Source organism: Streptosporangium sp. NBC_01469 (assembly GCF_036227305.1).
Classification (GTDB): domain Bacteria; phylum Actinomycetota; class Actinomycetes; order Streptosporangiales; family Streptosporangiaceae; genus Streptosporangium.
This window is the reverse complement of sequence record NZ_CP109465.1, coordinates 7891876-7908617: the sequence shown is the minus strand read 5'-3', so window position 1 is coordinate 7908617 and position 16742 is coordinate 7891876. Positions and strand designations below refer to the sequence as shown.

The 16742-nt window shown below is 70.7% G+C and carries 2 protein-coding genes (1 of these 2 running past the window's edge); both read left to right on the top strand.

Annotated features, from left to right (window positions below):
- Positions 1-702 carry the final stretch of a type I polyketide synthase gene (locus OG587_RS34495; protein WP_329082794.1) on the top strand. The gene continues 13056 nt to the left of window position 1, outside the view, so the window shows 702 of its 13758 coding nt (coding positions 13057-13758); the start codon falls outside the window, past its left edge; it ends in the stop codon at positions 700-702.
- The gene (locus OG587_RS34490; protein WP_329082791.1) at positions 699-16742 is read left to right on the top strand and encodes a type I polyketide synthase; all 16044 of its coding nucleotides are present in this window, start codon (positions 699-701) and stop codon (positions 16740-16742) included. The genes OG587_RS34495 and OG587_RS34490 overlap by 4 nt, the downstream gene beginning before the upstream one ends.

Genomic DNA, 16742 nt, shown 5'->3' with positions numbered 1-16742 from the left:
GACGAGGTCGACGGCCTGCGACTGTTCGACCTGGCGCTGTCCGCGCCGGATCCGGTACCGGCACTGCTGCGGTTCGACGCCGACGATCTGCGGCTGGAAGCGCAGACCGCTTCGGTACCGGCGGTGCTGCGCGGATTCGTCCGATCACGACGACCGTCGGCAGCGGTCTCGAAGGGCCCGGCCTCGCTGGGTGAGCGGCTGCATGGTGTGCCGGAGGCGAAGCGGCGCGGAGTCGTCCTCGAACTGGTGCGGGAACAGGCGGCGGTGGTCCTGGGGTACGGGTCGGCCGACGACATCGGGCCCGATCGCGGGTTCGACGAGCTGGGCTTCGACTCCCTCGGCGGGGTCGAGTTCCGCAACCGCCTGTCCAAGGTGACGGGGCTGTCGCTGCCGTCGACGCTGGTGTTCGACTACCCGTCGGCGGGCGAGATGGCCGGCTATCTGCTGGAGCGGACCGTCGTCACGGCACCCGAGGAGCCGGACTCCGCGATCCAGGGGGACATCGCCCGGCTCAACGCCCTGCTGGAGCGGATCATCGCCAACAACGGCGGCGACGACGAGACCGTCACCGGGTTGCGGGGTGTCAACGACCGCCTCAGCACCTACCTGGCCCCGTGGCCGGGCGGCGATTACCACGATCTCGAATTCCATTCCGACAACGAACTCTTGGATCTGATCGACAAGGAGTTTGGCCCAGCATGAGCACCCCCAGCACGAGTAATGAGGAACGGCTCAGCCGGTACCTGAGGAAGCTCACCGGAGATCTTCGCGCGGCCAACAAACAGATCCACGAGCTTGAGGAGCGTTCCCGCGAACCGATCGCGATCGTGGGCATGAGCTGCCGCTATCCCGGTGGCGTCGCCACCCCCGCGCAGCTGTGGGACGTGGTCGCGTCCGGAACCGATGCCATCGGGCCCTTTCCGCCCGACCGAGGCTGGGACCTGGAGCGGCTGTTCGACACCGACCCCGACTCGCCGGGAACCGTCTACACCAGAGAAGGCGGCTTCCTGGACGCGGCGGGCGATTTCGACGCGGGATTTTTCGGGATCGGCCCGCGCGAGGCGGCGGCGATGGACCCGCAGCAACGCCTGTTCCTGGAATCGGCGTGGGAGGCGCTGGAGGACGCCGGAATCGACCCGGCGTCACTGCGTGGCAGCGACACGGGTGTGTTCGCCGGCGTCATTCATCAGGCCTATGGTCACCGCGTGGGTTCGCCGGCCCTGACGGCTGAATCGGAGGGCCACGCCTACCTGGGTGTCTCGGCCAGCGTCCTGTCCGGCCGCGTGGCGTACACGTTCGGTTTCAAGGGCCCGGCCATCTCGGTGGACACCGCGTGCTCGTCGTCCCTGGTCGCCCTGCACCTGGCCTGCCAGGCGCTGCGCCAGGGGGATACGTCACTGGTGCTGGTGGGGGGCGTCACCGTGATGTCCGACCCGACCCTGCTGATCGCGTTCGGACGTCAGCGCGCCCTGTCGCCGGACGCGCGGTGCAAGGCGTTCGCCGCGGCGGCGGACGGAACCGGGTTCTCCGAGGGCCTGGGAATGCTAGTGGTCGAGCGGCTGTCCGACGCGCGCAGCCGAGGACACCGCGTCCTGGCGGTGATCCGCGGCGGCGCGGTCAACCAGGACGGTGCCAGCAACCGTCTGACCGCGCCCAACGGTCCCTCCCAGGAGAAGGTGATCGCCCAGGCGCTCGCCAACGCCGGTCTGACGCCCGCCGACGTCGACGCGGTCGAGGCGCACGGCACCGGCACCACCCTCGGTGATCCGATCGAGGCGCAGGCGCTGATCGCCGCCTACGGCCGAGGCCGGGCCGGAGATCCGCTGCGTGTCGGCTCGCTCAAGTCGAATATCGGGCACACGTCCGCGGCGGCCGGTGTCGGCGGCGTGATCAAGATGGTGCAGGCGCTCCGGCACGAGACGCTGCCCGCCACGCTGCACGTGGATGCCCCCACCCCGCATGTGGACTGGTCGGAAGGATCGGTGCGGTTGCTGACCGACGCCGAGCCGTGGCCGGCCGGGGAGCGGGTGCGGCGGGCCGGCGTGTCCTCGTTCGGCGCCAGCGGCACCAACGCCCACCTGATCCTGGAGGAGGCCCCCAACGACCCCGCCGGCCCCGAATCGGCGGACGAACCCGCCGTTCTCGTGGCGCGGACCGCCATGCCGGGGACCGCCCCGTGGCTGGTGTCGGCGAAAACCGAGGCCGGGCTCCACGCGCAGGCGGCCAGGCTGCGGCAGTGGGTGGCGGAACGTCCCGAAGTGAGTGTGGACGAGATCGCCTACTCGTTGCTGACCACCCGCGCCTCGTTGGAGTGGCGTGGCGCGGTGGTGGCGGGCGATCGGGACGGGATGCTCGCCGGATTGGCGACGCTGGCCGAACCGGAGTCGGCCGGCGCCGCCGACAATGTGGTAACCGGCCGCGCGACGACACGCAAGGTCGCCTTCGTGTTCCCGGGACAGGGCAGCCAGTGGCGAGGGATGGCGCTCGGTCTGCTCGCGGCCGGTGGCCCGTTCGCGGAATCGATGGCGGCATGCGAGGCCGCGCTGGCTCCGTACGTGGACTGGTCGCTGACGGCGGTGCTCCACGGTGCGGACGGCGCGCCGTCACTGGACCGGGTCGATGTGGTCCAACCGGCGCTGTTCGCGGTGATGGTGTCGCTGGCGAAGCTGTGGCAGGCCAACGGTGTCGAACCCGATGTGGTCATCGGCCACTCACAAGGAGAGATCGCCGCGGCGTATGTGGCCGGCGCGCTCACCCTCGACGACGCGGCCCGGGTGGTCGCCCTGCGCAGCCGCGCCGTCGCCGACGAACTCTCCGGTACGGGGACGATGGCCTCGATAGGTCTCGGCGAGGAGGCCGTCCGGGCGCGGCTGGAGCCGTTCGGCGACCGGCTCTCGCTGGCCGCGGTCAACGGTCCCGTGCAGGCCGTGGTGTCCGGGGACCTGGACGCGATGGACGAACTCCTCGCCGCGTGCGAACGGGACGGCGTGCGGGCCAGACGGATTCCGGTCGACTACGCCTCTCACTCGAAGGCGGTCGAACGGCTCCGCGATCGGCTGCTGCGTGAGCTGGCGCCGATCACCCCGAGGCCGGGTACGGTGCCGTTCTTCTCCACCGTGTACGCCGACTACCTCGACACCTCGGAGCTGGACGCGAAGTACTGGTATCGGGCGCTTCGTGAACCGGTCCGGTTCGCCGCCGCCTCCGCGACGTTGATGCGGTCCGGTTTCACGGGCTTCGTCGAGGCCAGTCCCCATCCGGTGCTCACGGTCGGGCTGATGGCCACCGCCGAGGCGGCGGGAGTGGCCGACAGGGTGAGCATCATGGGGTCGCTGCGACGGGAACAGGGCGGACCCGAGCAGTTCACGGTCGCGATGGCGCAGGCCTACTCGGCCGGTCTGCCGGTGCGGTGGGAGCCGTGGTTCGCGGATCGGGCCGTGTCCCGGGTGGACCTGCCGACGTACGCCTTCCAGCGGCAGCGGTACTGGGTCCAGACCGAGGCGCCGGGCGCCGGCGCCGGTGACGTCACACATGCCGGTCTGGTGTTCCCGGACCACCCGCTGCTGGGTGCGGCGGCGGAGCTGGCCGGCCGGGACGAGTGGCTGTTCACCGGCCGGATCACCCACAGAACCCACCCGTGGCTCGCCGACCACGTGGTGTTCGGCACCGTGGTGGTGCCGGGCACGGCGATGGTCGAGATGGCGTTGTGCGCGGGAGAGAAACTCGGCTGCCCCGTCGTCGAGGAGATCACCTTTCAGGCCCCGCTCGTCGTCGACGGTGAGGACGACGTCCACGTGCAGGTCGCCGTCGGCGAACCCGATGACCGTGGGAGGCGCGCGCTGACGGTGTACTCCCGCACCGGCGCCGCCCCCGGCGACGGTGGTTCCGCCGAGTGGGTGCTCCACGCGGAGGGTGTGCTGACCCCGGCCGCCGGCGCCGAATCACCGGAATGGGCCGACGATCCGCAGCCGCCACAGGACGCGGAACCGGTCGACGGCCAGGCGCTGTACGACCGCCTCGCCGGGATGGGTTTTGGCTACGGCACCGCCTTCCAGGGGGTGACGTCGGCGTGGCGGCGTGACGGCGAGGTCTTCGCCGAGGTGTCGCTGGACGACACCACCGCCGAGCAGGCGGGCAGGTTCGGTATCCATCCCGCGCTGTTCGACGCGGCACTGCACGGCCTGGGACTGATCGGTGAATGGGAGCAGGGGAAGCTGCCGCTGCCGTTCTCGTTCGCCGGAGTACGGTTGCACCGGTCCGGCGCCGCAGCTGTCCGGGTCCGCATCAGCGGTGTCGGCAGGGAACGAGTCCGGATCGCGGCGTTCGACGAGGTCGGCGAGGCGGTGGTGACCGTCGACGCGCTGCGCACCCGCCCGATCGATGCCGACACCCTGCGCGACACCCATCGTGACTCCCGGCAGGCACTGCATCTGCCGCGGTGGGTGGAGGTGGCGCCGTCCGCACCGGTGACCCGGCCGCGGATGGTGTCGCTCGGGATCGCGCCCGTGCCTGGGATCGAGCACGGATACGCCGATCTGGACGCGCTTCTCGCGTCCTGGGACCCTGAGGAGGACGCGCCCGACGCGGTGGTCTGGACCGTCGGCGGCGAATCGGCCGAGGACGATCGACCGGTCGCGGCCGAGGTACGCGCCCGGGTGCACGCGGCGCTGGCCGTGTTGCGCGCCTGGCCGGCCGAGGAGCGCTTCGCACGATCGGCACTCGTGGTGGTCACCCGGAACGGAGCGGGTCTGCCCGGTGAGTCCCCGGATCTCGCCGCGGCCGCCGTCCGAGGACTGGTGCGGAGCGCGCAGTCCGAACATCCGGGCCGGATCGTGTCGATCGACCACGCCGACGCGGTCACGGCGGACACGATCGCGACGGCGCTGGCCGTGGACGAACCACAGGTGTCGGTTCGCGGGAGCGGGCTGTACGTCCAGCGTCTCGGACGTGTGCCCGTAGCGGACGCGGGGCCGTCGTTCGGATCGGGCACCGTGCTGATCACCGGTGGTGTCGGCGGACTGGGTTCGCTGGTGGCCCGGCACCTCGTCGACGTGCACGGTGTGCGCCATCTGCTGCTCGTGTCACGGCGTGGTGACCAGGCCGAGGACGCCGCGGAACTGGTGGCGGAGTTGATCGATCGCGGCGCCCGGGTCCGGGTAGCCGCCTGTGATGTGGCCGACCGGACCGCCGTCGCGGCTCTGCTGGATTCGATCGAGCCCGAGTATCCGCTCACAGCGGTGATCCATTCGGCCGGTGTGCTGGACGACGGCACCATCGAGAACCTCACCGCCGAACAGGTGGATCGTGTGCTGACGGCGAAGGTCGACGCCGCGATCAACCTGCACGAACTCACCCTCGGCCGGGACCTGTCGGCGTTCGTGCTGTTCTCGTCGGCGGCGGCGCTGCTGGGATCACCCGGCCAGGGCAACTACGCCGCGGCGAACAGCTTCCTCGACGCGCTCGCGCGACACCGGCACAGCGCCGGGTTGCCGGCCCTGTCGGTGGCGTGGGGCCCATGGCAGCAGCGCAGCGACATGACCGGCGGCCTCGGCCGGACCGGATTCGCACGGCTGGAACGAATGGGATTGCGCCCGTTCGACGCCGAATCCGGCCTGCGGCTTTTCGATCTGTCGGTCGCCGCCGCCGAACCACTGCTCGCCGCGGTCGACCTCGATCGCGCGGCACTGTCGTTGCAGGCGAGAGCCGGTCTCCTGCCCGCCGTCCTGCACGGGCTCGTCCCGGTACCGGCGCGGCGTGCCGGTACGGCGGGCGCGTTGGCGCACAGGCTGATCTCGGCGGCCGAACACGAACGGGACTCGCTGGTCGTCGAGTTCGTCCGTGAGCACGCGGCGGCGGCGCTGGGCCATGACTCCTCCGATGCGATCGAGGTGGACATACCGTTCACCGAGCTCGGTTTCGACTCGCTGGGTGGGGTGGAGTTCCGGAACCGGCTGGCGAAGGGGACCGGGCTGTCGTTGCCGTCGACCCTGGTGTTCGACTATCCGACCCCCACGGCGGTGGCGAAACTGGTGCGTTCCCTGATCGAGGGCGAGCAGACGCAGATCCGGTCGCGGCCGGTGCCGCGGCGGGTGTCCTCGGACGAGCCGATCGCGATCGTGGGGATGAGCTGCCGATATCCCGGTGGAGTCGAGTCGCCCGAGCAGCTGTGGCGTCTGGTCGCCGAGGGCGCGGACGCCATCGGCGGGTTCCCGTCCGATCGCGGCTGGGATCTGCGGCGGTTGTTCGACCCGGATCCGGGCAAGCCCGGCACCGTGTACGCCCGCGAAGGCGGATTCCTCAGCGGTGCGGGCGATTTCGATGCCGGGTTCTTTGGTATCTCGCCGCGTGAGGCGTCGGCGATGGATCCGCAGCAGCGGTTGCTGCTGGAGGCGTCGTGGGAGGCGCTGGAGCACGCGGAAATCGACCCGACGTCGTTGCGGGGCAGCGACACCGGGGTGTTCGCCGGTGCGTGCGCGTCGGGGTACGCGGATCGGGTGGTCGGCGATCTGGAGGGGTTCCGGCTGACGGGTACCTCGCACAGCGTCATCTCGGGGCGGGTGGCGTACGCGTTCGGCCTGGAAGGGCCTGCGGTGACGGTGGACACCGCGTGCTCGTCGTCGCTGGTGGCGTTGCACCTGGCGTGCCAGGCGCTGCGCCAGGGGGACAGTTCCCTGGTGCTCGCCGGTGGTGTCACCGTGGCCGCCGAGCCCGACATCTTCGTCGACTTCTCCCGGCAGCGGGGTCTCTCTCCGGACGGGCGGTGCAAGGCGTTCTCGTCCTCGGCCGATGGTGTGGCGTTTTCCGAGGGCGTCGGCGTGGTGGTCCTGGAGCGCCTGTCGGACGCGCGGCGGCGTGGGCACAACGTGCTGGCCGTCATCCGTGGTAGCGCGCTGAATCAGGATGGCGCGAGCAATGGTCTGACCGCGCCGAACGGTCCCTCGCAGGAGCGGGTGATCGCTCATGCGCTGGCGAGCGCGGGATTGTCGCCCGCGGATGTGGACGTGGTCGAGGCGCACGGTACTGGGACCACGCTGGGTGATCCGATCGAGGCGCAGGCGTTGATCGCCGCGTACGGGCAGGATCGCGATGAGCCGTTGCGGATCGGGTCGTTGAAGTCGAACATCGGGCACACGGTGGCCGCCGCGGGTGTGGGTGGCGTGATCAAGATGGTGCAGGCGCTTCGTCACGAGGTGTTGCCGCGGACGTTGCACGTGGACGAGCCGTCGTCGCATGTGGACTGGTCGGCGGGCTCGGTGCGGTTGCTGACCGAGACCGAGCCGTGGCCGGTCGGGGACCGGGTACGCCGGGCCGGGGTGTCGTCCTTCGGGGTCAGCGGCACCAACGCGCACCTGATCCTGGAGGAACCCCCCGCCTCGGACCTGGTCGCCACCACACCGACCACCGACGTGGCCACCGTGGTGCCGTTGCTGGTGTCGGCCAGGAGTGAGGCCGGTATGCGGGCGCAGGCGGTGCGGTTGGGTGGGTGGCTGGCGGATCATCCTGAGGTGGATCTGGCCGATGTGGCGTACTCGCTGGTGTCTTCGCGGGCGCGGCTGGAGTGGCGGGGTGCGGTTGTCGGTGGTGGCCGTGGTGAGGTGCTGGCGCGGCTGGCCGAACTCGCTGCCGGTTCGGTGTCGTCGGGTGTGGTGTCGGGTGTGGTCGGTTCGGGGAAGACGGCTTTCTTGTTCACCGGTCAGGGGGCGCAAAGAGCCGGCATGGGGGCCGGGTTGTATGCGGCGTTCCCGGTGTTCGCGTCCGCGCTGGACGAGGTGTGCGCGGGGTTCGATCCGCTGCTCGGCTGCTCGCTGAAGGACGTGATGTTCGCGGGTGAGGGCGGCGGGGGTGTGCTGGGTCGGACGGAGTTCACGCAGCCGGCGTTGTTCGCGTTCGAGGTGGCGTTGTTCCGGTTGCTGGAGTCGTTCGGAGTCACCCCGGATGTGGTGATCGGGCATTCGATCGGTGAGCTGGTCGCGGTGTATATGGCCGGGGTGTGGTCGCTGGAGGATGCGTGTGCTCTGGTGGCGGCGCGGGGTCGGTTGATGGGTGCTTTGCCTGAGGGTGGGGCGATGGTGGCGGTGGCGGCGGCCGAGGGGGAGGTGGTCGCGGCTGTCGCGGGGTTCGGTGATCGGGTGTCGGTCGCGGCGGTGAACGCGCCGGCTTCGGTGGTGGTGTCGGGTGATGAGGACGCGGTCGGTGAGGTCGAGGGCTGGTTCGCGGGCCGGGGTGTGAAGACGTCGCGGTTGCGGGTGTCTCATGCGTTCCATTCGGCGCGGATGGAGCCGATGCTGGAGGAGTTCGCGGCTGTCGCCGAGGGGCTGGTCTATCGTCAGCCGTTGATTCCGGTGGTGTCCAACCTTTCCGGTGAGGTCGCCGGGGATGAGGTGCTGGAGCCGTCGTACTGGGTGCGGCAGGTGCGGGCGGGGGTGCGGTTCGCTCCGGGTATTGAGGGGCTTGTTGCTTCGGGGGTGCGGCGGTTCCTGGAGGTGGGGCCGGATGCGGTGCTGGCCGCGATGACCCGGCAGTGCCTTCCGGAGGATGTCGGGGCGCGGTCGTTGGTGGCCGCTGCGGCGCGGCGTGGTCATGACGAGGCCGAGCAGTTCATGACCTTCCTGGCGCAGGCGCACACCGGCGGGGTCGAGGTGGACTGGGCGCCGTTGTTCGCCGGCCGCCGGGTGTCGCGGGTGCCGCTGCCGACATACGCGTTCCAGCACGAGAGGTACTGGTTGCAGCCACGCTCCGACAGTGCCGGTGATCGGTTCGGTCACCCGTTGCTGACCGGTGTGATGCCGGTGGCCGGTAAGGACGAGTGGGTGTTCACCGGCCGGCTGTCACTCCGCGCCCACCCCTGGATCGCCGACCACGCGGTGTTCGGGTCGGTGCTGCTGCCGGGCACGGGATTCGTGGAGATGGCACTGGCCGCCGGGGAACGCCTCGGCGCGGCGGTGATCGACGAGATGCTGCTGGAGTCGCCGCTGGTGTTCGACGACGACGAAGCGGTGGACGTGCAGGTGACCGTGGGCCGCGCCGACGACGACGGCCGCCGGTCGTTCGCCATCCACTCTCGTGCCGCCTCGGCGCCGACCACGGGCGACGGTGACGCCGATGTCACCGAATGGATCTCGCACGCCAACGGTGTCCTGGCCACGGCTCCCGATGCCGGTGACCCCGGCGCCGACGAGGACACCTGGCCTCCGCTCGACGCGGATCCGGTCTCGGTGGACGACCTGTACGACCGCCTGGCCGAACTGGGCGTGGTGTACGGCCCGGCCTTCCAGGGCGTGCGGGCGGTGTGGCACCGTGATCGGGACGTCTTCACCGAGGTCGCCCTGGACAACACCACCGGCGACACGGCGGCGCGGTTCGGAGTACACCCGGCGCTGCTGGACGCGACGCTGCACGCCGCGATCGACAGTTTGGCGCGGGACATGCCCGCGGGGCGGGTGCCACTGCCGTTCTCGTTCACCGGTGTGCGGGTGCATCGCCGTGGGGCGGTGGCCGTCCGCGCGAGGATCAGCCGCACCGGCGCCGAGACCGTGCGGATAGTGGCCGTGGATGAAGCCGGGGCCACCGTGGCGACGGTCGAGGCGCTACACGCTCGCGCGGTGGACGCCAAGACGCTGGGCGGTACCCGTACGGCCGGCCGGGCACCGCTGTACGAACTGCGGTGGATCGACGCCGAACCTGCCGCCACATCCGCGCTGCGCATCGCCGCGATCGCCTCGCCGGACGTGACGGCCGCCGTCGAGTACCACACCGGCCCGGCCGACGCCGCCCGCGCCGAGGTCCCCGCGGACGTTCTGGTGTGGACCGTCGACGGCGGCACCGAGACCGCGGACCGGTCGATGGCGGACGTGATGCGTGGTCGTGTGCACACGACCCTGTCAACGATACGGGCCTGGCTGGCGGAAGACCGTCTGGCCGGCACCCGGCTGGTGGTGGTCACCCGAGGGGCGGTCGCGCTGCCGGGAGAGGAGCCCGACCTCACGGCGGCGGCCGTGTCCGGGCTGGTGCGTAGCGCGCAGTCGGAACATCCCGACCGGATCGTCCTGCTCGATCACGACGGCGAGGTGTCCGCCGACGTGGTGTCGGCGGCCATGGACGTCGGCGAGTCCGAGGTCGTGGTTCGGGGCACCAGGCTCATGGTGCCGCGTCTGATGCGCGGCGCCACACCGGCCGTGGAGACGGGAACCACTCTCGGGGCGGGTACGGTCCTGATCACCGGCGGCACCGGCGGACTCGGTGCTCGCCTGGCCCGGTACCTGGTCACCGTGCACGGTGCGGCGAACCTGCTGCTGGTCTCGCGCCGAGGTGACCGGGCGGACGGCGCCGCCGAGCTGGTGATGGAGCTGACCGGCCTCGGCGCACGGGCGCGAGCGGCCGCGTGCGACGTGTCCGATCGCGATGCGGTACGGGCGCTGCTGGACGAGATCCCCGCGGAGTTCCCGTTGACCGCGGTGATCCACGCTGCCGGTGTCGTGGACGACGGCACCATCGAGTCCTTGACCGCCGAGCAGGTGGACCGGGTACTGGCGCCGAAGGCCGAGGCGGCGCTCCACCTGCACGAACTCACGCGGGACATGAACTTGTCCGCCTTCGTGATGTTCTCCTCGGTCGCCGCCATCCTTGGCTCGCCCGGCCAGGGGAACTACGCGGCGGCCAACAGCGTGCTGGACGCCCTGGCGCGGAGCCGCACCGAGGCCGGGCTGCCCGCGGTGTCGATCGGCTGGGGGCCGTGGAATTCAGACGGCGGGATGACCCGCGACCTGGGCCGGGGCGGCCTGGCCCGGCTTGAGCGAATGGGATTGCGCCCGCTGGCCGATGCCGACGGCCTCGAACTGTTCAGCCAGGCCTTACGGGCCGGTGCTGCAGCGGTGGCCGGTGTCGAGTTCGACCTCGCGACGCTGGCGGTCCAGGCCCGCGCCGAGTCACTGGCCGATGTTCTGCGGTCGGTGGCACCGGTTTCGGCACGCCGCGCCGAGAGGGCCGCGACGCTGGCACAGCGCCTGGCGGCCGCGCCTCGGGACGGCTACCACGCGATCCTTCTCGACGGCGTCCGTGAACACGCGGCGGCCGTGCTGGGACACGCCTCCGCGGACGCGGTCGGTGCGGAGGTGCCGTTCAGCGAGCTCGGTTTCGACTCGCTGGGTGCGGTGGAGTTCCGGAACCGGCTGGCACAGGCGAGCGGAGTGTCGTTGCCGTCGACGCTGGTGTTCGACTACCCGACCGCGGTGGCGGTGGCCGAGTACCTGCGCTCTCGGATCGAGGGTGAGGGTACCGGCGCTCGGCAGGTCGCGCGTCGTGCGCGGGTGGACGAGCCGATCGCGATCGTCGGGATCAGTTGCCGGTATCCCGGCGGTGTCGAGTCAGCGGACCAGCTGTGGGATCTTGTCGCATCCGGTGGCGACGGGATAGGCACGTTCCCATCGGATCGCGACTGGGATCTGGACCACCTGTTCGATCCGGATCCGGACAAGCCGGGCACCGTATACACCCGTGAGGCTGGATTCCTCCGTAACGCCGGTGATTTCGACGCGGGATTCTTCGGTATCTCGCCGCGTGAGGCGTCGGCGATGGATCCGCAGCAGCGGTTGTTGCTGGAGGCGTCGTGGGAGGCGCTGGAGCACGCGGGGATCGACCCGATGTCGTTGCGGGGCAGTGACACCGGTGTGTTCGCGGGCGTGATGTACCAGGACTACGAACACACCGCTCGCTCAGCGGCGTCGGCCTCCGAAGGCTATGTGGCGACTGGTTCGGCGGGCAGTGTGGTGTCGGGGCGGGTGGCGTACAGCCTGGGTCTGGAAGGGCCCGCGATGACGATCGACACGGCGTGTTCGTCGTCGCTGGTGGCGATGCATCTGGCGTGTCAGGCGTTGCGCCAGGGCGAGACGTCTCTCGTGCTGGCCAGTGGTGTCACGGTGATGTCGACGCCGTTGCTGTTCGTGGAGTTCTCCCGGCAGCGGGGGCTGTCCCCGGATGGGCGGTGCAAGGCGTTCTCTTCCTCGGCCGATGGTGTGGCGTGGTCCGAGGGTGTCGGTGTGGTGGTGCTGGAGCGGTTGTCGGACGCGCGGCGGCTTGGGCACGATGTTCTGGCCGTGATTCGTGGTAGCGCGGTGAACCAGGATGGTGCGAGTAATGGTTTGACCGCGCCGAACGGGCCTTCGCAGGTGCGGGTGATCGGGCAGGCGCTCGCCAACGCCGGTCTGACGCCTGTCGACGTCGATGTGGTCGAGGCGCACGGTACCGGGACCACGCTGGGTGATCCGATCGAGGCGCAGGCGTTGATCGCCGCGTACGGGCAGGATCGCGACGAGCCGTTGCGGATCGGGTCGTTGAAGTCGAACATCGGGCACACGCAGGCCGCCGCGGGTGTGGCCGGTGTGATCAAGATGGTGCAGGCGCTTCGTCACGGGGTGTTGCCGCGGACGTTGCATGTGGACGAGCCGTCGTCTCATGTGGACTGGTCGGCGGGTTCGGTGCGGTTGCTGACCGAGGCCGAGCCGTGGCCGGTCGGGGACCGGGTACGCCGGGCCGGCGTGTCCTCGTTCGGGATCAGCGGCACCAACGCGCACCTGATTCTCGAAGAGGCACCGGCGGAGCCTGCGGCATCGGTCGTGGACGGCGATGGGCTTGCCCCCCGAACGCCGATCGCCGGTGATGTGCTGCCGTTGCTGGTGTCGGCCAGGAGTGAGGCCGGTATGCGGGCGCAGGCGGTGCGGTTGGGTGGGTGGTTGGCGGATCATCCTGAGGTGGATCTGGCCGATGTGGCGTATTCGCTGGTGTCTTCGCGGGCGCGGCTGGAGTGGCGGGGTGCGGTTGTCGGCGGTGGCCGTGGTGAGGTGTTGGCGCGGCTGGCCGAACTCGCTGCCGGTTCGGTGTCGTCCGGAGTGGCTGAGGGGGTGGCCGGCTCGGGCAGGACGGCTTTCTTGTTCACCGGTCAGGGGGCGCAAAGAGCTGGCATGGGGGCCGGGTTGTATGCGGCGTTCCCGGTGTTCGCGTCCGCGCTGGACGAGGTGTGCGCCGGGTTCGATCCGCTGCTCGGCTGCTCGTTGAAGGAGGTGATGTTCGCCGGTGAGGGCGGCGGGGATGTGCTGGGTCGGACGGAGTTCACGCAGGCGGCGTTGTTCGCGTTCGAGGTGGCGGTGTTCCGGTTGCTGGAGTCGTTCGGGGTCTCCCCGGATGTGGTGATCGGGCATTCCATCGGAGAGCTGGTCGCGGTGTATATGGCCGGGGTGTGGTCGCTGGAGGATGCGTGTGCTCTGGTGGCGGCGCGGGGTCGGTTGATGGGTGCTCTGCCCGAGGGTGGGGCGATGCTCGCGGTGGCGGCGGCCGAGGGGGAGGTGGTCGCGGCGATCGCCGGGTTCGGTGATCGGGTGTCGGTCGCGGCGGTGAACGCGCCGGCTTCGGTGGTGGTGTCGGGTGATGAGGACGCGGTCGGTGAGATCGAGCGGTGGTTCGCGGGCCGGAGTGTGAAGACGTCGCGGTTGCGGGTGTCTCATGCGTTTCATTCGGCGCGGATGGAGCCGATGTTGGAGGAGTTCGCGCTTGTCGCGGAGGGGTTGACCTACAGCGAGCCGCGGATTCCGGTGGTGTCCAACCTGTCCGGTGAGGTTGCCGGGGATGAGGTGCTGGAGCCGTCGTACTGGGTGCGGCAGGTGCGGGCGGCGGTGCGGTTCGCGCCGGGCGTCGAGGGGCTTGTCGTTTCGGGGGTGCGGCGCTTTCTGGAGGTCGGGCCGGATGCGGTGCTGGCCGCGATGACCCGGCAGTGCCTTCCGGAGGATATCGAGGCGCGGTCGCTGGTGGCCGCGGCGGCACGGCGCGGTCATGACGAGGCCGAGCAGTTCATGACCTTCCTCGCGCAGGCGCACACCTCCGGGGTCGAGGTGGACTGGGCGCCGTTGTTCGCCGGCCGCGGGGTGTCGCGGGTGCCGCTGCCGACATACGCGTTCCAGCACGAGAGGTACTGGCTTGAGCCCGACCCGCCTGCGACCGGGGACGTGAGCCGTTCCGGGTTGACCGCGCTCGACCACCCGTTCCTGACGGCGGCGGTACGTGTGGCGGGCCGGGACGAGTGGTTGTTCAGCGGCCGGTTGTCGTGGCGCACCCACCCGTGGCTCGCCGACCACGCGGTACTCGGGTCGGTGCTGCTGCCGGGCACCGGATTCGTGGAGATGGCGCTGAACGCCGGCGACCGGCTCGGTACGGGAATGATCGAGGAGTTGCTGCTGGAGGCGCCGCTGTTGCTGGCCGCCGACACGGCCGTGGACGTGCAGCTGCGCGTCGGTCCGGTGGACGCCTCGGGACGCCGTGAGTTCACGGTGCACTCCCGGCGAGAAGCGGCGAGCGTCGACCTGGTCGCCGACGACGAGGAGTGGCTGCTGCACGCCGGAGGGGTACTGGTACCGGCTGACGCGACCGGGCGGCCTGCCCCCACGGTGGCGAGCTGGCCACCGGTCGACGCCGAACCCCTGGACGGTGAGTACCTGTACGGCCGCCTGGCGGATCTCGGTTTCGAGTACGGACCGGCGTTCCAGCGAGTGTCGGCGGCGTGGCTGCGCGGAGACGAGGTGTTCGCCGAGGTGGCGCTGGACGACACCACCCGCGCGTCGGCGGTGGGCTTCGGTATCCATCCGGCGTTGTTCGACGCCGGCCTGCATGCCGTGATCGACGGTCTCGCACAGGCGATGCCGCCGGGACGGCTTCCGCTCCCGTTCTCGTTCGCCGGGGTCCGGCTGTACCGGACCGGCGCATCGGCGGTACGAGCCCGGATTGTCCGCGCGGGCGATGACGAGGCCCGGATCGAGCTGGTCGACGAGACCGGATCGGCGGTGCTGACCGTCGAGTCGCTGCGCGCGCGTCCGGTCGAGGCACGCTCGCTGGGAGGCATGACGCGACGCCCGAACGGGTCGCTGCTGGACGTCGAGTGGGTCGAAGCCGACACTTCCGGTGCCCCACGGCAGGTTCCGTCACTCGCGGTGCTCGGATCGGCGACGGTGGCCGGGGTCGCGGACCGGCACTTCGATCCGGCGAAACTCGCGGCGGCGGAGTCGGTTCCGGACGCGGTGGTGTGGGCGGCCGACTCGGTGTGCCCCGATGGTGACGAGACCGCCGCGACAGCGCACACAGCCGTACAGGCGGCCTTGCGGATGCTTCGCGAATGGTTGTCCGAGAGAAGGTTCCTCGGGGTACGGCTGGTGGTGTCCATCCGGAACGCGGCGGCGTTGCCCGGAGAGGTGCCGACGCCGGTCGCGGCCGCGGTGGCGGGGCTGGTACGCAGCGCACAGTCCGAGCATCCGGATCGCATCACGCTTCTGGATCACGACGGTGACCTCTCCGCCGAAACGGTGACGCGGGCGTTGGGCACCGCCGAGCCCGAGCTGATGCTTCGTGAACGGCGGCTGCTGGTGCCACGGCTCACGCGTGTCGGCGGAGCCGCCGGAGAGGTGTCGTTCGGGTCCGGAACCGTGTTGATCACCGGCGGTACCGGTGGCCTGGGCGCGGTGGTGGCTCGCCACCTCGTCGGTGCCCACGGCGTGCGGCGGCTGCTGCTGGTGTCGCGGCGGGGCATGGCGGCCGACGGCGCCGCCGAACTGGTGGCCCTGTTGAGCGAGGCGGGTGCCGAGGTGGACGTGGCGGCGTGTGATGTGAGCGACCGCGCGGCGCTCAGGGATCTCCTGGCCGCGCTACCCGCCGAGAACCCGTTGACCGCGGTCGTGCACTCCGCCGGCGTCCTCGACGACGGCACGATCGAGACCCTGACCGCGGAGCAGGTGGACCGGGTGCTGGCGCCGAAGATCGACGCCGCGGTGAACCTGCACGAGCTGACCCGAGATCACGACCTGTCGGCGTTCGTGTTGTTCTCCTCGGCGGCGGCTCTGCTCGGCTCACCGGGGCAGGGCAACTACGTGGCGGCCAACAGCTTCCTCGACGCCCTGGCCCGCCGCCGCGTCGGCAGCGGCCTGCCCGCCGTGTCGGTGGCGTGGGGCCCGTGGCGGCAGGACTCGGGCATGACGAGCGGGCTGGGGGAGGCGGGGCTGTCGCGGCTGGAACGGCTGGGCCTGGACGCGCTCGGCGACGACGACGGGCTGGAGCTGTTCGATCTGGCGGTCGGTGCTGGACGGCCTGTCGTGGCCGGGGTGCGGTTCAGCCGGGCACGGCTGGCGGTTCAAGCCCGCGACGGACTGCTGCCTTCCATCCTGCGGGGACTCGTGCCGGCGTCCGAGCGGCAGGCGAACGGCGCCGGGGAACTGGCGCGGAAGCTCGCCTCGACGCCGCGGGACGAACGAGAGGCCGTCCTCGTCGACTTCGTCCGCGACCAGGCCGCCGCGGTACTCGGTCATGCGTCCCGCGAGACGATTCCCGCCGGAGCGCCGTTCATGGAGCTCGGATTCGACTCGCTGGGCGGGGTCGAGTTCCGGAACCGGCTGGCGAAGGCGGCGGGATTGTCGTTGCCGTCGACCCTGGTGTTCGACTACCCCACCACGGCGGCGGTGGCGAACCTGATGTTGTCGCGGATCGAGGACGCGGGACCGGACACGTCCCTCGACCATCACGTCGAATCGCTGCGATCGTTGCTGTCGGAGATCACGTCCGGTACCGAGAAGGCGCGTTTGGCGAAGCAGATCCGGGCACTCGTCGCCGAAGTGCTTGAGGAGCGTGCCCCCACGGTGGAGGTCACGGCCGCCGACGTCGAGTCGGCCACGGCTGACGAGATCTTCGCGCTGATCGACAAGACCATCGCCTGA

Bases quoted from the DNA above. Each gene is read 5' to 3' on its own strand.
- OG587_RS34490 (WP_329082791.1), top strand. From the start codon at position 699: ATGAGCACCCCCAGCACGAGTAATGAGGAACGGCTCAGCCGGTACCTG.